The organism is Streptomyces sp. NPDC004031 (assembly GCF_053604375.1).
In genome coordinates this window covers 45,370-63,612 of record NZ_JBSGHL010000030.1, presented here as the reverse complement: position 1 = coordinate 63,612, position 18,243 = coordinate 45,370, and the positions used below count along the sequence as shown (strand labels likewise).

At 73.2% G+C, this 18,243-nt stretch carries 14 protein-coding genes; 11 read left to right on the top strand and 3 right to left on the bottom strand.

The genetic code is table 11. The annotated features are described in order from the left end of the window. Positions 1–295 precede the first annotated feature (295 nt). Complete coding sequence (locus ACWERV_RS20290; protein WP_452934825.1) at positions 296–1,486, top strand: NAD(P)/FAD-dependent oxidoreductase; 1,191 nt, start codon at positions 296–298, stop codon at positions 1,484–1,486. Between the two features lie 194 nt (positions 1,487–1,680). On the opposite strand, the gene ACWERV_RS20285 is transcribed toward ACWERV_RS20290, so the two are convergent. After that, positions 1,681–4,617 (bottom strand): helix-turn-helix transcriptional regulator, encoded by a 2,937-nt coding sequence (locus tag ACWERV_RS20285; protein WP_452934823.1) that lies wholly within the window; start codon positions 4,615–4,617, stop codon positions 1,681–1,683. Between the two features lie 407 nt (positions 4,618–5,024). Between ACWERV_RS20285 and ACWERV_RS20280 the strand changes: the two genes are divergently transcribed. The 4 genes from ACWERV_RS20280 (at position 5,025) to ACWERV_RS20265 (ending at position 8,506) form a co-directional block, all read left to right on the top strand. Next, positions 5,025–6,182 (top strand): isoafricanol synthase, encoded by a 1,158-nt coding sequence (locus ACWERV_RS20280; RefSeq protein WP_452934821.1) that lies wholly within the window; start codon positions 5,025–5,027, stop codon positions 6,180–6,182. Positions 6,183–6,246: 64 nt separating this feature from the next. Beyond that, on the top strand, positions 6,247–6,759 hold the full coding sequence (msrA, locus tag ACWERV_RS20275; protein WP_452934818.1) for a peptide-methionine (S)-S-oxide reductase MsrA: 513 nt from the start codon (positions 6,247–6,249) through the stop codon (positions 6,757–6,759). A 71-nt stretch (positions 6,760–6,830) separates the two neighbouring features. Then, positions 6,831–7,760, top strand: a complete 930-nt coding sequence (locus ACWERV_RS20270) for a hypothetical protein (protein WP_452934816.1) — start codon at positions 6,831–6,833, stop codon at positions 7,758–7,760. Next, complete coding sequence (locus ACWERV_RS20265; RefSeq protein WP_452934813.1) at positions 7,757–8,506, top strand: hypothetical protein; 750 nt, start codon at positions 7,757–7,759, stop codon at positions 8,504–8,506. The genes ACWERV_RS20270 and ACWERV_RS20265 overlap by 4 nt, the downstream gene beginning before the upstream one ends. 28 nt (positions 8,507–8,534) lie before the next feature. On the opposite strand, the gene ACWERV_RS20260 is transcribed toward ACWERV_RS20265, so the two are convergent. Further along, on the bottom strand, positions 8,535–9,101 hold the full coding sequence (locus ACWERV_RS20260; protein WP_398190838.1) for a GNAT family N-acetyltransferase: 567 nt from the start codon (positions 9,099–9,101) through the stop codon (positions 8,535–8,537). Between the two features lie 338 nt (positions 9,102–9,439). Here ACWERV_RS20260 and ACWERV_RS20255 point away from each other — a divergent pair, with 338 nt between their 5' ends. The 6 genes from ACWERV_RS20255 to ACWERV_RS20230 all read left to right on the top strand — a co-directional run bounded on the left by ACWERV_RS20255 (position 9,440) and on the right by ACWERV_RS20230 (position 16,051). Continuing rightward, on the top strand, positions 9,440–10,222 hold the full coding sequence (locus ACWERV_RS20255; RefSeq protein ID WP_452934810.1) for an SCO2525 family SAM-dependent methyltransferase: 783 nt from the start codon (positions 9,440–9,442) through the stop codon (positions 10,220–10,222). A 78-nt stretch (positions 10,223–10,300) separates the two neighbouring features. Further along, entirely contained in the window at positions 10,301–12,145 is a 1,845-nt protein-coding gene (locus ACWERV_RS20250) for an SCO2524 family protein (RefSeq protein WP_398190832.1), read from the top strand. A 3-nt stretch (positions 12,146–12,148) separates the two neighbouring features. Further along, complete coding sequence (locus ACWERV_RS20245) at positions 12,149–13,066, top strand: SCO2523 family variant P-loop protein (protein WP_398190829.1); 918 nt, start codon at positions 12,149–12,151, stop codon at positions 13,064–13,066. Then, positions 13,063–14,085 carry an SCO2522 family protein gene (locus tag ACWERV_RS20240; protein ID WP_398190826.1) on the top strand — a complete coding sequence of 341 codons (1,023 nt, stop codon included), beginning with the start codon at positions 13,063–13,065 and terminating at the stop codon, positions 14,083–14,085. The genes ACWERV_RS20245 and ACWERV_RS20240 overlap by 4 nt, the downstream gene beginning before the upstream one ends. A 4-nt stretch (positions 14,086–14,089) precedes the next feature. Beyond that, positions 14,090–15,058 carry an SCO2521 family protein gene (locus ACWERV_RS20235; RefSeq protein ID WP_398190920.1) on the top strand — a complete coding sequence of 323 codons (969 nt, stop codon included), beginning with the start codon at positions 14,090–14,092 and terminating at the stop codon, positions 15,056–15,058. Positions 15,059–15,112: 54 nt separating this feature from the next. Continuing rightward, positions 15,113–16,051, top strand: a complete 939-nt coding sequence (locus tag ACWERV_RS20230; RefSeq protein ID WP_398190823.1) for a DUF6879 family protein — start codon at positions 15,113–15,115, stop codon at positions 16,049–16,051. Positions 16,052–16,112: 61 nt separating this feature from the next. Here the strand turns inward: ACWERV_RS20230 and ACWERV_RS20225 are convergent, their stop codons facing one another. Further along, the gene (locus ACWERV_RS20225) at positions 16,113–18,137 is read right to left on the bottom strand and encodes an NPCBM/NEW2 domain-containing protein (protein WP_452934806.1); all 2,025 of its coding nucleotides are present in this window, start codon (positions 18,135–18,137) and stop codon (positions 16,113–16,115) included. Between the last annotated feature and the right edge of the window lie 106 nt (positions 18,138–18,243).

Genomic DNA, 18,243 nt, shown 5'->3' with positions numbered 1-18,243 from the left:
GGCGTTACCGGGCAGGTCCGGTCCAGGGCCGGGGCCCCGGGCATGTCCGGAACGGGTACGGCCCGTGGGCGCCTAATGCGGGCTTAAGGTCCACGCGCCATCGTTCCGGGACCACCACGGAGCGAGGTTCCGGACTCGGAGGAAGAGTGATTCGCGGAACGTTCTGGCCGGGCAGCGGAAGAAAAATCTTCCCGCCGCTCAAGCCCTATTCGCAGAAGATCCCCGAGGGCCCGTCGCCGGCATGTCCGGAACGGCTCGACCCGCACGTCCGCCCGGAGGCCGAGGAGCGCGGGCCGTGGCCGCGGCCGGCCTGACGCCCGCTCCGGGAGCCGGTGCGCACCGGAGCGGCAAGGGCGGCGCCATGCGCCGGATCGTGGTCGTCGGCGCCTCGATCGCCGGGCTCACCGCCGCGGAGAGCCTGCGTGCCGAGGGCTTCGACGGTTCGCTCGTGCTGCTGGGCGAGGAGGCCCACCGGCCCTACTCCCGGGTGCCGCTGTCGAAGGAACTGCACCTGGGCGGGGCCCTGCGGGACGCGGTGCTGCTGCCGGAGCCCGGTGACGGCATCGAACTGCGTACCGGGAGCCGGGCGGTGGGGCTCGACACCGCGCGCCGGGTGGTGGCCCTCGCGGGCGGTGAGGAGGTCCCGTACGACGGGCTGGTCGTGGCCACCGGTGCCCGCGCCCGCCGGCTCGGCGACGAGGACCTGGTCCTGCGCACCCTCGACGACGCGCAGGAGCTGACAGGGCGTCTGGCGGGGGCACGCGGGGTCGTCGTCGTCGGCGCCGGCTTCCTCGGCATGGAGCTGGCCTCGGCCTGCCGGGCGATCGGCCTCGACGTCACGGTCGTCGACCGCGAACCGCCGCTCGCCCGGTTCCTCGGCGACTGGCTCGCCGGCTTCACGGTCGCCGCCGCCCGGGACCGCGGGGTGGTCTTCCGGCTCGCCCCGGAGGGCGCCGTCCCGCTCGGCCCGCACGCCGTGCGCCTCGGCGGGGAGGTGCTGGAGGCGGACGTGGTCGTCACCGCTGTCGGCGACCTGCCCAACACCGACTGGCTCGCCGGTTCCGGCCTGCCGCTGGACGGCGGCCTGGTGGCCGACGGGCGCTGCCGGGTGGCGCCGGGGATCGTCGCCGCGGGGGACGTCGCGGCTCTGCGCACCCCTGACGGCCGCACCCGGCGGACCCCGCACTGGACCAACGCGGTCGACCAGGGCCGGGCCGCCGCGGCCACACTGCTGCACGGCGACGCCGCGCCGGTCCGCAGGCCGGCCCCGTACTTCTGGACGGAGCAGTTCGGCCTCGACGTCAAGATCAGCGGCGAACTCCCCCCGGCCGGACCGCCCGAGGTGCTCGCCGGCTCGCCCGGCGACCGCAGCGCCCTGCTGCGATGGCGTCACCCCCGCGGCGCCACGGCCGTCGCCGTCAACCACCGGATGCCCGTTCCCCGGCTCCATCTCCTCGGCGCCCACGCCGAGAGCGGCAGCGGCTGACGAGCCGTCGTGAGCCGTACGGGAACCCGTCCGGGCGCCGTGGCGAGCGCCTCGGCGCCCGGACGACGAGCAGGGGCGAAAGGGCCCGCCGCCCGTGCGGACCGTTCCGTAGCCGGTGACGACGACAGGTGACAGGCGTCACCGCCCGCCACCCCCCCCGCTGCCGGCCGTCGGCAGCGGGAAGTGACCGGGCGTCAGCCGCCGGACCTGCGCTCCCACCGCTCGGTCCGCGCGACCAGCCGCGCGAGACCGGTGTGGTCGCAGCCCGCCTTGACGTATATCTCCGACAGCATCCGCGTCACCGCGGGCTCCGTGGAGCCCAGGGCCTCCGCGATCCGGGTGTTGCTCCAGCCCGTGGAGGCCCACTCGGCGACCCTGCGCTCCTGGAGGGTCAGCGACGCGGCCTCCGCGCTGCGCGGCTGCAGCGGCCACAGCCCGGTCGCGTCCAGCTCCTCCCTGGCCCGTGCCGCGAGCGCCTCCGCCCCGCACTGCACCGCGCCCTCCAGGGCCCGGTGCAGCTGCTCGGCGGCCTCCTGCGGCTGACCGGTCCGCCGCAGCGCCACGCCGTGGTCGAACAGCGCCCGCGCCAGGTCGAAACCGGACGGCGAACGCTCCAGGTGGGCGACCGCCTCGGCCAGCACCGCGGCCCGCCGCTGCGGCGGGGTGACGACGGCCTGCGCGTGCAGCGCCTGCCCGATCGCCGACTGCGTGCCGAACCGCCGGGCCCGGCTCAGCCCTTCCTCGGCCACGGCCGCCGCCCGTACCGGGTCCGACGGTTCGAGCGCCCGAGCCAGGTCCAGCTGCCACGGGCACCACGCCGGGTTGCGCATCCCGCGGGCGTCCAGCCGCTCCCCGGCCCGGGTGAGCTGCCACTCGGCGTCCCGGTTGCGGCCCAGCGCGAGCAGCAGCTCGCCGTACACGGTCTGCGAGTCGGGGTAGACCACCGCGCTCGGCGTGATCTCGCCGTAGCGGTAGGAGGCGGCCAGCTCCTGCGCCTCGGCGGTCCGGCCGCGGGCCAGCAGGATCTCGATGAGGATGCCCACCGCGAAGTACTGCGCGGGCACCTGGTGGCCGACCCGGTCGGCGATCCGCAGCCCGTCACGGACCATGGACTCCGCGGTGCTCAGCCGGCCGCGCCGGTAGCGGATGTAGCCCAGCAGCGTGCAGCCGAACGACAGGTGCGCACCGCGCCAGCCGCGGTCCTGGCACTCCACGATGCCCTGGCTGAACAGCTCCTCGGCGCGCCCCGGCTGGTCGCAGTACATGAAGGTGAGCGCCACCAGCACCGGGACCTCGAAGCCCCAGCGCTCGTCCGTCCACGACAGTCCCTCGCCGAGCGCCTGCTCGGCCCAGTACAGCGCGGTCGGCGCGGGCTCGCCGCGCACCATCGCGTTCCACGCGCGCAGCCCCAGGATGTAGCGCTCGGCCAGGCCGCGGCCGGTGAGGTGGTCGGCGAGCCGGGTGAGCTTGCGGGAGCGGGCGGCGGAGTCCCGCTCGTCGGCCCGGAAGGCGTTCCACATGAACTGCTCGGCCTGCATGTGCAGCCGGGTCTTCGCGTCGGTCGCCCAGCGCGCGGCCTCCGCGACCGTCTCGGCCGCCTCCGCCATCCGGTCGCAGTGCCCGAGCGCCTGCGCCAGCCGGTAGACGATCGCCTCCTTCAGACCGGGCGACAGCACCGGCTCGTCGAGCGCGGCCCGCAGGTGGTTGACGGTGATCGCGGGTTCGGTCAGCAGCGCGGAACAGCCCAGGTCGTACAGCACCTGCGCGCGGTCCTCCATCGCGGGCGGCTCGCGCAGCGCCCGCGCCAGACAGCGCCGCGCGGCGTCCGGGGCACCGGCCCTGCGGTACTCGCGGGCCGCCTCCGACAGCTGCTGCACCACCCACGGGTCGCTCTCCGGATGGGTCTCCAGCAGATGCCGGGCGGTCGCGGTGACGCCCAGGCCCGCCTGCGACACGACCGCCGCGGCCTGGCCGTGCATCGCGACCCGGAAGGCCGCCGGGATCGCCCGGTAGACGGCCGTCGCGACCAGCGGGTGGAAGAACTCCAGCCGGCCGCCCTCCGCGTCGTGCCCCTCACGGGCCGGGTCGGCGAGGATACGGGCCTCGCGCAGCCTGGCGACCGCGTCCGCGGACTCCGCCTCACCGAGCCCGCCGACGCTCGCGGCCCGGCCGCGGGACGCGTCGGCGCCCAGCACCGCCGCGCTCCACGCGAAGCGGACGACCGAGGTGCCCATCCGCTCCAGCCGCTCGACGAGCCCGCCGCCCTTGACGGCGGAGGCCATCTCGCGCAGCTCCGGCATGTGCACCGACTGCGGCTTGAGCCCGCGGTCGGCGACCCGGGCGGCCAGCTCCACCGCCTCGAAGGGGTTGCCGCCGGTCACCGCCCAGGTCTCCCGGCAGAAGGCCTCGTCGGCGTCCTCGCCCAGGGTGTCCCTGACGATGCGTCCGACGGCGCCCGGCGTCAGCGGCGCCAGGTCCAGGGTGCGCGATCCGTGCCGCTCGGCCAGCCGGCCGAACGCGGCCGCGTCGTGCGGGAGTTCGTCGGGCCGGTAGGCCACCACCAGAAGCATCGGCAGCTCGGTGACCCGCGGCGCGAAACCCGTCAGCCAGGCCAGCGACTCGGCGTCGGCCCAGTGCGCGTCGTCCAGCATCAGCACCAACGGGGCGTGCTGGACGGCGAAGCGGGTGACGATCCAGTCGAGCCCGTCGCGTACGCCCTGCGGGTCGGGCGCGCTGTCGCTCGCCCCGGCCACCAGGCCCACGGCCGGGGCGACGATGTCGTACCAACTGCCCAGCGTCCGGCGGTGCTCGGCCTCCGTCGAGGTCGCCAGCAGCGGTTGCAGCAGATGCCGTACGACCTGGAAGGCCACGCCCTGCTCGTGCTCGCCGCCGCGTGCGGACAGCACCGTGCAGCCGCGTGCCGCGGCCCGCCTGCGCACCTCGCCCAGCAGTGTCGTCTTGCCGAGCCCGGCCGGCCCGGCGAAGGCCAGTAAGCCCCCGGTGCCGGCTGCCTCGGCACCCTGTGCGGCGCCGGTCAGGTCGGACAGCAGGCTCTCCAGCGCGGCGGTCTCCGCCTCGCGTTCGAGCAGCAGCCGCCGCGACCGTCCCGGCCGGTCCCCTCGGAATGCCATGTCGTTTCCCCTGAACGTGCGTTGGCTCCGTCACGCGTCCTCGGAAGGCCCAGCGTACGCACCCGGTCACGCGGTGACGCCCCCCTCGGGAGTTCTTGCACCGGCTTGGCGCCACCTGCCGCGCGGCCGGGCAGGAAACGGTACCCTCCCACCCCCGTTCGGGGGGAGCGCCGGCCGCACGCGCCGCGCGGGGGCGCGGGGCGCCCGCTTCGGCGGAGGGTGCTGCCCCCGACGCCGGCCCCGCGCCGCGCGGGGGCGCGTGGCGCCCGCCCCGAGGCGGTCTGGTCTCCCGGCGGCCGCTGCCCCTACGCTCGAATCCCCGCACGCGCCCCGCACGCAGATCCGTAGGCCGATCGCACCCGCGCCCGCCCGCGCAGCCGGGCGCGCCGGGCACTCAGGAGGGCGATATGTCACCCGAGCCCGTCGCCGCACCGCCCCAGCCCGTCGCCGCACCCGCCGCAGCCGCCGAATCCGCCGGTCCCGCCCGCCCCGGCCCGGCCGACCCCACCCGGCGCACCGCCGCCGTCCGCATCCCCTTCCCGGCCCGGCTGAACCCGCACGCGGAGCGGGCCAGACAGCACACCCTGCAATGGGCACAGGGCATGGGCCTGCTGACCGGCGACACCGCGACGGCGGAGTACGACGCGCTGCGCCTGGAACGGCTGATGGCCTACTTCTACCCCGACGCCGGAGCCACCGACCTGGAGCTGTCGGCGGACTTCAACGCCTGGTTCTTCATCTTCGACGACCAGTTCGACGGGCTGCTCGGCGCCCAGCCCGAGCGGATCCGCGGGCTGGTCGCCGACCTGGCCGCCACCATGGCACCGGGGCCGCGGGCACCCGCAGCCGGGACGGAACCGGACGGCCCGCTGGTGCGCTCCTTCCGCGACATCTGGGAGCGCTCGACCGACGGCACCGCGCGGCACTGGCAGATCCGCTTCCGCGACCACTGGGCCGCCTACCTCGCCGCGCACGAGGGCGAGGCCCACCACCGCACCGCCGAGCGGCTGCCGGGCCTGGCGGACTTCCTCACCGTCCGGCGCGACACCATAGGCGTACGGCCCTGCCTGGACTTCACCGAGCGCTGCGGCGGCTACAGCCTGCCCGACGACGTCTACCGCACCCCGGCGCTGCGCGAGATGCGCGAGATCACCTGCGACGTGGTGATCTTCGTCAACGACATCGTGTCGCTGGTCAAGGAGCTGGCCGCGGGCGACGTCAACAACAGCGTCGTGGTCCACCGCACCGAGCAGGGGTGCGGCGTCGAGGAGGCGGTCGCGCACATCGCGCGGCTCGCCAACACCCGCACCGCCCGCTTCGTACGCCTGGCCGCGGACCTGCCGCGGGCGCTGGCCGGGCTGCGCCTGGACCGCACCGCCCGCGCGCACGTCGACCACTACGTCGAGGGCATGCGGCACCTCATGGCCGGCAACCTGACGTGGTCGCTCGCCACCGCCCGTTACGACGAGGCGGGCGTCGCCGCCGTCAGCGACGGGCGCCGCCGACCGTGGAGCCTGCTCGTCCCGCCCGGCCGGGCGGAATCGTGCGGCCCCCCGGCACGTTGACATCCTTGCGGGAGGAACCCGGGAAACCGGGAAACGGCAGTCCAGACGCGAGGAGAGGACGGAGATGGCGACGCAGACACAGCGGGCGGTTCTGGCGGGCGGGTGCTTCTGGGGGATGCAGGACCTGATCCGCAAGCTCCCCGGGGTCACCGCGACCCGGGTCGGCTACACCGGCGGTGACGTGCCGAACGCGACGTACCGCGACCACGGCACGCACGCCGAGGGCATCGAGATCCTCTTCGACTCGGAGCGGACCGACTACCGTGCGCTTCTGGAGTTCTTCTTCCAGATCCACGACCCGACCACGAAGAACCGCCAGGGCAACGACATCGGCCTGGCCTACCGCTCGGCGATCTACTACACCGACGACGAGCAGAAGCGCGTCGCCGAGGACACCATCGCCGACGTGGAGGCCTCCGGCCTGTGGCCCGGCAAGGTCGTCACCGAGGTCGAGCCGGTCGGCCCGTTCTGGGAGGCCGAGCCCGAGCACCAGGACTACCTGGAGCGCTACCCGGACGGCTACACCTGTCACTATCCGCGGCCGAACTGGCGGCTGCCCGCACGCAGCGGGAACTGACCGCCCCGGCCGGACGGCGGGCGCCGCTCCCCGCACTGCGGGACGGCGCCCGCCGTGCTGTACTGGCCGGTATGGAGCGCAAGCATCCGGCGATGCCGTCGCTGCGCCCCGGGCACGGCGGCCACGGCGGCCGGCCCGGCGCGGCGGGCCGCGCCGCACGGGAGGCCGACCGGCAGCGCGAGCGGGTCCGGCTGATGATCCAGATCACCGCCCGCGCCGGGGAGTACCGCCGAGGGCTGCTGCACGCGGTCTCCCGGCTCAGCCCCGAGGAGGCGCAGATCCTCTCCGACCTGGAGGAGCACGGCCTCCAGGTGCCCCAGCTGCACGACGTGCTGTGCGGCGGCCACGTCCTGGTGGACGACCCCGCGCTGTACGACCGCTGGCGGGAGGGCAAGGGCAGCCACCCGCGGATCTCCAGCCACCACCGCGACATCGACAAGAAGCGCTACCCGGACATCGGCATGCGCGGCCACGTGGTGCGCGAGAAGCTGCACGGCCGCACCGCGACCGGCACCTGGGTGCAGCTGGAGAAGACGCCCGCGGCCTTCGGCGGCAGCAAGATGCCCAGCCTGGACGACCTGCGGCATCTCATGGACTACGTCGTCTACCGCTGCACCGGCAGCAACGTCGGGCCCTGGGGCCTGTCCCGGATGACCGAGCGGCGCCCGATGTACCTCTCGCCGCTGGTCGCGGTGCCCACCGCGCTGACCGCTCCGGTGGCCGGGGCGCTGACCACGACGCTGCGCCGGATCGAGGAGTCGGACGACATCACCGCCGTCTCCCGCGAACTGGCCGGCCGCTTCCCGCCCCCCGAGCGGGAAGATCCGGCCGCCGAGCTGGGACGGGCGCTGCCGGGGCGCGGCGGGCGCGGACTGTTCGGCAGCTCCGAGGTCTGGGTCACCCAGACGCCCTCGCGGATCGCCGCCCGGGTGCTGCGCGAGCGGCGCGAGGAGGCCGTGGCCTTCCCGGGCCCGGCCCGCCCCGAGGGAGGCCCGCGGTGACCGCGCAGCCGTCCGGCGCGGCGGACCAGCCGGGCGCGGCGGCGGTACCCGAGGGACTGGTCACCGCCGTGGTGAACATGGTGCACACCGGCCCGGTGCTGCTCGGGGCCTACACCATCGCCGAGCTGACGGCCGTGGACGCGATCGTGGACTTCCTGGAGGCCCGTCCCTCCGACGACGAGCTGACCGAGGCCGTACGGTCGCTGGCCGCCCGGCAGCTGCTGCTGGCCGGCAGCGGCGGTGAGCAGGTGCAGGTGCGCGGCGACCTGGGCATCGCGGTGGCCTTCCAGCAGCGCGCCCGGATGGTGCTGGACGCCCGTGTCACCGGCACGGAGCCCGGCGAGCCCTGGCGCGTACTGCTGCTGCCGCAGCCCGAGCACATCTGCCTCATGGTGCGCATCGACGCGCTCGGCGTCCACCAGATCAGCCTGCACACCTTCGACGAGTCGCTGCGGATGCTCACCGAGTGGCTGCCGCGCGGCGGCGCCGCCGACCGCGACCGCACCCCGGACACCGACACGCTGCTCGCCGGGGCGGAGCGCTCCGCGCTGGTCACCGTCACCCACTACACCGCCGAGGGCTCGGCGGAGACCGCCGGCGAGAGCACCGACCTGGTGCTGGCCCGGTGCGACGGGCGGCTGCACGTGCTGGCCCGCGACCCCGAACGGCCGGACGAGCTGGTCCCCGAACGGGTGGAGGGCAAGGAGGGCGTGCGCGATCGCGTCGCCGGCCTGCTGACCGGCTGAACCGCCCCCCTCACCTCCGGTCGCGCCGCTACGCCTCCGCCGGCAGCGCGACCGCGCCCGCCAGCGGAAGGACCATCAGGACCCGGTCCGAGCCCGCCCCGAAGTAGTCGCTGCGCCGGTCCACCCGGGAGAAGCCGAGCGACCGGTACAGGTCGAGGGCGGCCGCGTTGGCCGGCTCGACGGTGAGCCACACCTCCCGCACCCCCCGCAGGCACAGGCCGCGCAGCGACTCGGTCATGAGCAGCCGGCCGAGACCGCGGTGGCGGCACTCCCGGTCGATCGCCAGGCCGAGTATCCAGCAGCGGGCCGGGTCGGAGGTGACGCCCGCCAGCACGTAGCCGAGCAGGGTGCCGCCGTCGTCGACCACCAGGAGGTCGTCGCGGTAGAGGTCGTAGAACTGCCGCAGGACGAAGTAGGGGTAGGCGTGCTGCTGGAAGACCTCCTGGTCCAGACGGTGCAGTTCGGGCAGGTCGGCGTCGTTCACCGCGCGCACGCGCGGCGGCAGGGCGCCGTCGGCCGGGACGAGTGCGGGCGCGCAGGCCGGCAGCAGCGGCGTCAGCCGCGGGCTGCCGGCGTCGGGCAGATGGGTCGTCATGCCACTCCTCGGGGGCTGGGGACGGGGACGGGGACGGGCCGGAACCCGGTCCGCCGGACTACGGAGGTCGACGCCGCGTTCCCCCATTCGGCTGACATGGGCTCGCGCGCGTGCGTAAGGTGGGGCCGGCGCCGTGTTCACCGGTTCTGACCAGGATCAGCCGCGTTTACCCGCTGTTCAAGGTGGGATACGGATGAAATGCGCGTATGCTGCCACGCGCCCTCCGTGCGCCCTGCGCTAATCCAGCCGTCCGTACGGTGGGCGTCGGTGGCCAAGTTCGCCGCTATTATGGGGAGATGGATCTCGGAACGCCCCCAACGGCGAACGACTCTGCGCGCATGGCTGCGCCACGGCTGAATTCGGACGCCCCGTGGGACGCGTTCGACTCGCGGGCCTACGTTGATCACAATTATGGTCACCTGCGCTCCGATGATGCGAAGATCCTCGAAGTCGTACGCAAGCATTTCGCCGACCACTTCCGGGACACCCCCGACTCCGCGGGCGCCCGGCTGCGCGGAATCGACGTCGGCCCTGGGGCAAATTTGTACCCGTCGATGTCCATGCTCCCGTGGTGCGGGACCATCACGCTCTACGAGCGCTCCGCCGCCAATGTCGGCTATCTGCGCGGCCAGCAGAAGTCCTACGACGCCCACTGGGACCAGTTCTGGGACGCGCTGTGCGAGCAGGAGGTCTACGCCCGGCGGGTGCCCGACCCGCGGACCGCGTTCGCCCGCGCCGCACGGGTCGAGCAGGGCAACCTGTTCGACCTCGACGGCCTCGACGAGCGCGGCGAGGGCTGGCAGATCGGCACGATGTTCTTCGTCGCCGAGTCGCTGTCCACCTCCGAGACCGAGTTCCTGCTCGCGGTCGAGCGCTTCATGCGGGTCCTGGAACCCGGCGCTCCCTTTGCGGCTGCTTTCATGGAGGGCTCACTGGGGTACAGGGTCGGTGACACCCTTTTTCCCGCGTGCAGTGTCACGGCGGCCGATGTGCGCAGGAGCCTCAGCCCGTTCGCCGAGGGCGAGGAAGTCGCGATCACCCCGGTCGGAATGCCGGGCGGCGCACTGCGCGAGGGATACGAGGGAATGATCGTGGCCTGCGGGCGGCGCGGGCACGCGTGACGAGTACGGAGTAATCCGACCGGGGTGCGTCCGGACACCGTACGAAGTGCAACGGTGCACCTGGTGGAGGGGTGGGGAATGCAGATCAAGCCGCGGCAGCACCTGCTGGACATCTGGCAGGCCATTTCACGCCATTCGTTTGCCGACGGCAGCTGGGAGTGGGGTGAGACGGGTGGATTGAGCAGTGTCGCCGACGCCGAGCGGCTGCTCTGCCTGATGTATCCCGCCACCGAAATCCCGGCTTTCCGGCTGGACGACCCGGACACCACCGAGCGCGATGTGCAGAACGCGCTCAAGAACGCCGGCGGGCGCGTGGAGATCCCGGCGAAACTCGTCAGCGTCCTCGCCGACTTCATGCGCAACCACACCACCGACGACAAGCGCCCCAGCTTCTCCGGCGGCCACTACTTCGTCTCCGCGGACCCGGATCTGGAACTGTCCGAGGAACAGCGGTCCATCGGCGTGGTCGACTCCTTCTCGATGTCGATCACCCTGTGCCTGGCCACCCTCGGCTTCCTCAAGGTCTACGAGTCCAAGACCCGCCGCTCCGACGTACGCGCGCAGATCGACGAACTGCGCGGCGCCACCGAGACCCGGCTGACCGCCGCCATGGTGAGCCTGCTGCGCTCCTTCACCGTGAACGTCTTCGACCCCGACGAGCCACAGGGCCGCACACTGTGCGGGGTGCTCGGGCAGGGCCGGCTGTCCGAACGCGTCGTCGTCGAACGCTTCCAGCGCCGCTTCGAGGCCCTGCGCGCCACGATCGGCGAGAGCCTCACCCTCGGTGTCGACATCGCCGACCGCCTCAAGGACGAGAACCAGCTCTTCGAGTGCGGCTGGGCCTGGACGCTGGTCAAGGAGGCCCCGCCGGTCGACACCAGCGAGCCCATCGGCCCGCAGCCGGGCGGCGCCGCCCGGCCGATCCCCTACCTGTACTTCACCGTCGTCGCCCTCGACGGCATCCAGGACCTCTTCAGCGACCGCACCCTCACCCTGGGCCTGCTCACCGCCGAACAGCAGCGCCTGGCCGAGGCGTTGCGACTGCGCTGGGAGATCACCCAGCAGTACTGGTCCGGCATCGCCCGCTTCAACGAGACGACCTGGCCGCTGGAGGACATCCCCTGGCGGACCACCGGGCAGCGGCTGGAGTCGGAGTACTTCTCGCTCTGCGTCGCCTCCATCCTCGTCCACGACCTGGTCCGCCGCCGCGCCACCGACGACGACCTGACCCGTACCGTCGCTGTCATGGAACGGCTCGCCGAACGCGGCCGGATCAGCAGCCGGCTGATGGTCGGTGACAAGGCCATCGGCCTGCACAGCCCCGGGATCCGGCTGCCGCTCCAGGGCAGCAGCGAGACCGGCAACCCCATGCAGTGGACCATGGGCGATTTCTCCGCGATGCTCCTCAAGCGGAGCATCCAGCTGTGCACCCTGTCCCGCAACATCACCTCGCACGACCGGCTGCTGCGGCTCGCCGAGAAGATCTTCGACCACATGTGGAAGCGCCGCATCACCGCCGGTGTGGGCGCCGGGCTGTGGGACAGCGTCGGTACGGTCTTCCCCGACGCCACCTCCAGCCCTCCGGCGGAACTGACCTGGGGCGTGACCGAGCGCGTCATCGAGTGCATGGTCGCCGGGCGGCAGCTGTACGTGCAGGCCCCGATTCGCAGCATCGACCTCGTCAACTACGCCTCCTGGCTGCTCAGCGAGGCCACCCACCTGCTGGGCAACGAGCAGCTGGAGCCCACCTCGGCCCTCGACGCCTCCCGCGGCCTGGCCCTCAAGGGCGTCGAGGTCAAGCTCAACCGCGCCCGGGACCTCGCCGAACGGCAGCCGGGCACCGCGGTGGCGCTCACGATGGAGATTCTCGGCGAACTCGACGGACTGGCCCTGGCCAGACAGACCGCTTCGCGGGGAGTGTGACCGGTGCTCGTCTTCGCAGCCTCCGACAAGGGCGGCACCGGCCGTTCCGTCACCAGCGCCAACCTCGCCTTCCGCCGCGCCCTGGGCGGGGACGACGTGTGCTACCTGGACTTCGACTTCGGCTCGCCGACCGCCGCCGCCGTCTTCGACGTGCCCAAGGCGATGGGCGGGATCGAGCAGGGCGGTCTGCACTCCTACCTCCAGGGCAAGGCGATCGAACCGGCCCGGCTGGACGTCTGGGCCGAGACCGAGCACCAGCTGCTACGCGACCGCCCGGCCAACTCCGGCAACCTGGTGCTCCTGCCCGGCGACCGCAGCGGCGGCGAGTTCGCCGTCGCCAAGGACACCGTGCAGCGCTGCATCGACCTCTTCCTGCGGCTCGACAGCGAGTTCGAGGTCGTGATCGTCGATCTCAGCGCCGGGCGCAGCTACGCCATGGACATGGCCCTCGACGTGACCGCCCGCCCCGAGATGCGCGGCGTGCGGTCCCGCTGGCTGGTCTACCACCGCTGGACGCGGCAGCACGTCATCGCCGCCTCCGGACTGGTCTTCGGCCAGCGCGGCATCCTGGCCGGCGGTGTCGCCCGCGGCCACGACAAGGAGGAGCTGCGCTCGGCCATCCGGTTCGTGCGGGCCGCGGTGCCCGACCCGGAGGCACCCCCGTGGTCGCTGGTGCCGGCCGCGCAGTCGTCCTGGATGCGCAAGTGCGACCAGGACCTCGACCGGCTCGCCGCCGACCGGGACGTCGGCTTCAGCGCCGCCATCGGCACGGTGCCGCTGGAGCCCGTCCTCCAGTGGCGCGAGCAGCTGATCACCGACGAGGACGTGCTCTCCAGCCGGATCGCCAACCTGGAGACGCTCACGGCACTCCAGGACCTCGCCGACAAGCTCACCGACGACGAGGCGTGGGGGCCGGTATGACGGACACCGGGACCGCCGCCACGGCGGCCGCGACCACCGTGCCCGTCAGCGGCCACGGGAACGGCCCCGGCCGCGTCTTCCGGGAGACGGCGGCCGAGGCGCGCGTGCAGTCGGTGCCGCTCGCCCAGCTGTCGCTGGAGCTCGGCCACCTCTACATGGAGGACTTCGAAGCCGGACCGGAACGGCTGCGCACCCACTTCACCCAGGTCAAGCCGTGGGCCGACGCCGCCAGGGTGCTCGCCGCGGCGGGCGGCGGGCGGGCCCGGGTGAGCACCTGCTTCCTGGTGGACGACTACTTCACCCGCTTCTCCACCCCGGCCGAACTGCTCCCCATGGTGATCGCCGAGGCCGAGCGCGCGGGCCTGACGATCGACTACCTGGCCCGCGAGTCCGGCTGCGCCGTCGCCGGCGGTACCCCGGTGGCCGAGGAGGTGCAGGCCCGCCTCGTCGAGTCGCCGGTCCCCGGCACCGACGGCACCCGCCCGCCCGCGGTGCAGACCGGCTGGCTCGCCAACGGCCGGCGCAGCCCCGCCGGGGACCTGCCCGAGGCGATGGCCCCCGGCGAGCCCTGGCACCCGCCCGCCGAGACGGCCGCGCGCCGGCACTCCGTCTTCGTCGACGTCGAGTTGTGGGACGAGGTGGACGGCCGCCGCTGGTGGTCCTGCCCGTTCCTGGCCGCCGTCTGGCAGCTCGCCCGGCTCGGCCTGCTGCGGCACGCCGGGGACCCGGTGCTGCAACCCGTGCCCTGGACCGGCACGGAATTCCCGCGCGACTGGGACGAGCTGCCGCCGGTCGTCCGGCTCAACCCCGCCGCGGCGCCCTTCTCGGCGTACCGCACCTGCTCGGTCCTGCCCGCCCGCTTCATGGGCGTCGAGCACGCCGTGCGGGTCGTCCTCGACCAGGTCGACATCGACGCCGAGGCGCTCGCACAGGTCGCCCGGCGCTCGCTGGGCGAGGGCATGCCGGTGCCCGAGGAGATCACCGACCGCATCTCCTACGTCATGTACGCGGGCGGGTGACGTGATCCCGGGCGGGGGGACGGCGGCGATCGCCCAGCCGGTGCTCGCCTGCGGCGAGGTGCGCACCTGCCTGTTGCAGAACTCCCAGGCGCTCGCGTCGCCGGCCGCGGCCGGACTGCTGCGGCTGCGCGCCGGGCGGCAGGTGCTGCAGTCCGAGCGGCCGGGGGCGTACGCGCTCTCGCCCGAACTGCTGACCGGCGTCGACTGCCAGTTGCCCACGGCCTCCGGCGCCCGGGTCCGCGCGGTGGGCACGGTCGCCTCGCGCGCCGCCCTCACCGGCGGCCGGCTGCTGCAGACCGACGCCTTCTGCACGGCGACGGCCGACGGCCCGGACCGCCGCCGCCCGTGGGGCCACTACCTGGCCCGGCCCGGCGTCGTCGAACCGTTCGGCAAACTGCCCGACCGGGACGTGGCCGCGGGCTGCCTGAGCGGCCCGGCCCGGCCCGGCGAGCTGGACCTGGGCGCGATAGCCGAGCACCTGCTGCGCAACGTTCTGCGCAATCCGGTGCTGGACCGGGCGGCGCCCTTCCGGGCCCAGGTGACGCGGCTGCGCTGGGTCGCGCTGCGGGCCCCGGACGGCGCGGAGCCGTCCCTGGAGAACTTCACCCTCGCGCAGGACGGTCTGCGCACGGTGGAGCTGCGGCTGGCGGGGAGCACGGGAACGGCCGCGGCGGCGAGGCTCTGCGAGGACCTCGCCCTGCACGACTGGCTGCTGACGACCCTGGTGCGGATGGTCGAGCGCAGCCGGCTCGGTTCGGTCGACGGGCGTGTCGCGGTGGCCTCGCTGCGCCCGGCCGTCGACCATCTGCTGCACCTGTGGATGCCCACCGCACGGGTGGACCGCCTGCTGCACCCGCTGTGGGAGGTGCTGGAGCGGGAACCGGGGTTCAGCCGGCAGTGGCAGATCCTGGTGCAGCGGATCAGGGACCAGCTCGCGCTGCTGGCCGTCTCCGCGCATGTGCAGCAGCCATGACCTGCCCGCCCGCGGGCTCGTAGGAGCACGAACCCATCAGGGGGAGATGACGACATGGCCGGAACGCTGGGGACCGGGTCGGGGGCGCAGACCGCGCCGTCCCGCATGGTGCCGCCCGTACTGTTCAAGACACTGCTGACCGCGCTCGTCGGCGGTGCCACCTATCTGCTGACGGACGCCACCAACCAGCCCGAGGTGTGGAAGCTGACCTCTTCCATCTTCCTGGGCGGGGCGGCCCTGATCATCCAGTACATGACCGACTTCGAACGCCGGCTCACCTCCGTCGAGCACACCATCGCCACCCACAACGCGGAGATGAGGGAGCTCGTCGCCAACGGCTTCGCCCGGATAAACGAGGCCACCGAGCTGTTCGGCCTGGTGGACCGGTCGGCGCTGCCGCCCGACGGCGTCTCCCGGCTGATCCGCAGCGCCAGCAAGGTCGGCACCGGGTCGCCGGCCATCATGCAGGCCTTCGCCCGCGCCGAGGTCAGCCAGCTCACCAGTCTGATGGAGAACCTCAACGCCAAACTCGTCGACTACGAGGGCGAGGACCACGACTGGATCGTCACCCTCACCGGCTGCGCGGTGGACACCATCGACGCCACCAGCACCGCCGTGGACCGCGACTTCTGGCCGAGCGAGCTGGGCCAGCGCTATCTGCGGGCGCAGCGCGACGCCATCGACGCGCACGGGGTGCGCATCCGGCGGCTGTTCATCATCGAGAAGCCCGAGGACAACACGATCGACCTGGGCCAGCTGTGCGACGACCAGCAGAGCCTGGGCATCGAGGTCAAGGTGCTCGCGCTGTCCGACCTGTCGCCGATCGCCAGGATGGACGAGACCAACGACTTCATCGTCTTCGACGAGTCGCTGTCCTACGAGATCGGCTCCGACCTGCGGGGCGTCAACACCAAGACGCTCATGGACCTGCGGGCGGACCGGGTGGCCAAGCGGGTGCAGCGCTTCCAGACGCTGTGGGAGGCGGGCCGCTGACGTGCCGGTGCCCCCGCGGGTCGCGCGGGGGCACCGGCCGTGCACGGCGGGGGAGCGGTGATCAGGAGCAGGTGATCCGCGCGTCCGCCCAGTCGGCGTGGTCGCTGTCGTTGCCGTCGCCGCCGTCGGTGACGACCAGGTGCACGACCTGGGCGCCGGTGACGTCGGCCGACAGCGGGTGGCCGCCGGTGGTGCTGGTGACGACGCCGCTGTCGGCGACCTGCTTGCCGTCGGCGAGCACCAGGAACTCCACCGAGCCCTTGCTGTTCTTCTTCTCGTCGTCGATGCCGACGGTCGCGGTCAGCGAGGTGCACGTCCCGGCGGTGTAGAAGGCGACGTCACTGGGCGCGTGGACGCCCAGGCCCTTGGCGAAGACGGTGCCGCCGAGGGTGATCGGGTGGCCGTCGCCGGCCCCCGTCTCACCGTTGCTGCTGTCACGTTCGACCGGGCCCCAGCCGTTGCTCGCCGACTCCCACTGGAGGTCGCTGAGGGAGGAGGTGCCGGCCGGCGGCGGCACGGCGACGGAGATCTGGCCGGTCAGCGGGACGCTGACGGCCGACTTCCCGCCGACACCGCGGTAGGTGACGGTGCCGGAGAGGGCGTAGGTGCCGGTCGCCGTCCCCGCGGGAACCTCGACGTGCCAGGTCGTGTTCAGCGTGCGGCCGCCGGGGAGCGCCGGGGTGCCGGTGCTGCCCTTGGGGCGGATCGACCAGCCGTCGGGGGCGTTGAGCTTCACCTTGACCGCGAGCGCCGGCAGGGTGCCGAGGTCGCTGGCGTACGCCATGACGTCGGCGCCCTGGCCGGGCTGGATGTGCACGGACGTGCCGCTGACGCCCGCGTCGACCAGGGCCGGGTCCAGCAGGGCGCGCACATCCCGGGAGACGCGCAGGAGCACGGTGCCGTGCGCCGGGACGGTGGCGGCCAGGGTGCCGGAGGACTGGTAGTCGCGGTGCTGCCACAGGTCGCGCACCTTGTAGCCGGTGGCGGAGGCGGGCAGCCCGGCCGCCTTGGCGGTCGTGGTGATGTGCTGCGGCTGGTCGGACTCGTTGTACAGCGCGACCGCGCGGTCGCCGTTCGCGAGCTGCTTCACGACGACCTTGGTGCCGCTGTCGGTGGAGGCGAGCACGCTCGCCTGCTTGCCCAGCGGGTCCTGGTCGAGGGCGATGACCTCCTTGTTGAGCAGGATGTCCATCGTGGCCGGGGTGGCCTTGCGCAGGTCGGTGCCGATGAGCAGGGGGGAGTTCATCATCGACCACAGCGAGAAGTGCGTGCGGTACTCGGTGTCGGTCATCCCGCCGTTGCCGACCTCCAGCATGTCGGGGTCGTTCCAGGCACCGGCCCGCGCGTAGGAGGACAGCGGCAGGTTGGCGTCCGTGATGGACTTCAGGCTGCCCCAGTTGTCGCTGATGTCACCGGTGGTGCGCCACAGGTTGCCGATGTCGCCGGCCCACTTCCAGGGTTCCAGCTGGCCCCACTCGCAGATCGAGTAGACGATCGGGCGGCCGGTGGCCTTGAGCGCGTCTCCCATGGCGGTGTAGCGGTTCAGGAAGTCCGCCATGGTGCCGTCGCTCTTGTTGTTGCAGTTGTCGTACTTGAGGTAGTCCACGCCCCAGTCGGCGAACGACTGGGCGTCGGCGGCCTCGTGGCCGAGACTGCCGGGGTAGCCGGCGCAGGTGGCGGTGCCCGCGTCCTCGTAGATGCCGAGCTTGAGGCCCTTGCTGTGGACGTAGTCGGCGGTGCCCTTGATGCCGTCGGGGAACTTGGCCGGGTCGGGGACCAGCCGGCCGTCGGCGTCGCGGGTGTGGGTCATCCAGCAGTCGTCGATGTTGACGTAGGTGTAGCCCGCGTCCTTCAGACCGGAGCTGACGAAGTAGTCGGCGGTGTCCTTGATCAGCTGCTCGCTGACGTTGCAGCCGAAGGAGTTCCAGTCGTTGAAGCCCATCGGCGGGGTGAGGGCGAGGCCGTTGTCGACGGCCGCCGCGGACGGCGCCGTGGCGACTCCGGCGGCGACGGCGGCCACGCCGAGTCCGCCTGCCCACAACGCCCCTGCGGTGACGCAGGACAGGATCCTGCGGGTGATCGGCATACGAGTCCCATCGTAGGTTCCGGAGAGAGCACCGGTGCGGTAGCCGACAGGGTCGGCACAGAATCCGACGCAACTCAACAGTTGGCGACATGACAGACCCGCTGTG

What these genes read in the sequence shown, in the direction of transcription:
- ACWERV_RS20260 (WP_398190838.1), bottom strand. Translation starts at nt 9,101, where the DNA reads ATGACGACCCATCTGCCCGACGCCGGCAGCCCGCGGCTGACGCCGCTG.
- ACWERV_RS20240 (WP_398190826.1), top strand. Translation starts at nt 13,063, where the DNA reads ATGACGGACACCGGGACCGCCGCCACGGCGGCCGCGACCACCGTGCCC.
- msrA (WP_452934818.1), top strand. Translation starts at nt 6,247, where the DNA reads ATGGCGACGCAGACACAGCGGGCGGTTCTGGCGGGCGGGTGCTTCTGG.
- ACWERV_RS20230 (WP_398190823.1), top strand. Translation starts at nt 15,113, where the DNA reads ATGGCCGGAACGCTGGGGACCGGGTCGGGGGCGCAGACCGCGCCGTCC.
- ACWERV_RS20270 (WP_452934816.1), top strand. Translation starts at nt 6,831, where the DNA reads ATGGAGCGCAAGCATCCGGCGATGCCGTCGCTGCGCCCCGGGCACGGC.
- ACWERV_RS20225 (WP_452934806.1), bottom strand. Translation starts at nt 18,137, where the DNA reads ATGCCGATCACCCGCAGGATCCTGTCCTGCGTCACCGCAGGGGCGTTG.
- ACWERV_RS20285 (WP_452934823.1), bottom strand. Translation starts at nt 4,617, where the DNA reads ATGGCATTCCGAGGGGACCGGCCGGGACGGTCGCGGCGGCTGCTGCTC.
- ACWERV_RS20250 (WP_398190832.1), top strand. Translation starts at nt 10,301, where the DNA reads ATGCAGATCAAGCCGCGGCAGCACCTGCTGGACATCTGGCAGGCCATT.
- ACWERV_RS20280 (WP_452934821.1), top strand. Translation starts at nt 5,025, where the DNA reads ATGTCACCCGAGCCCGTCGCCGCACCGCCCCAGCCCGTCGCCGCACCC.
- ACWERV_RS20255 (WP_452934810.1), top strand. Translation starts at nt 9,440, where the DNA reads ATGGCTGCGCCACGGCTGAATTCGGACGCCCCGTGGGACGCGTTCGAC.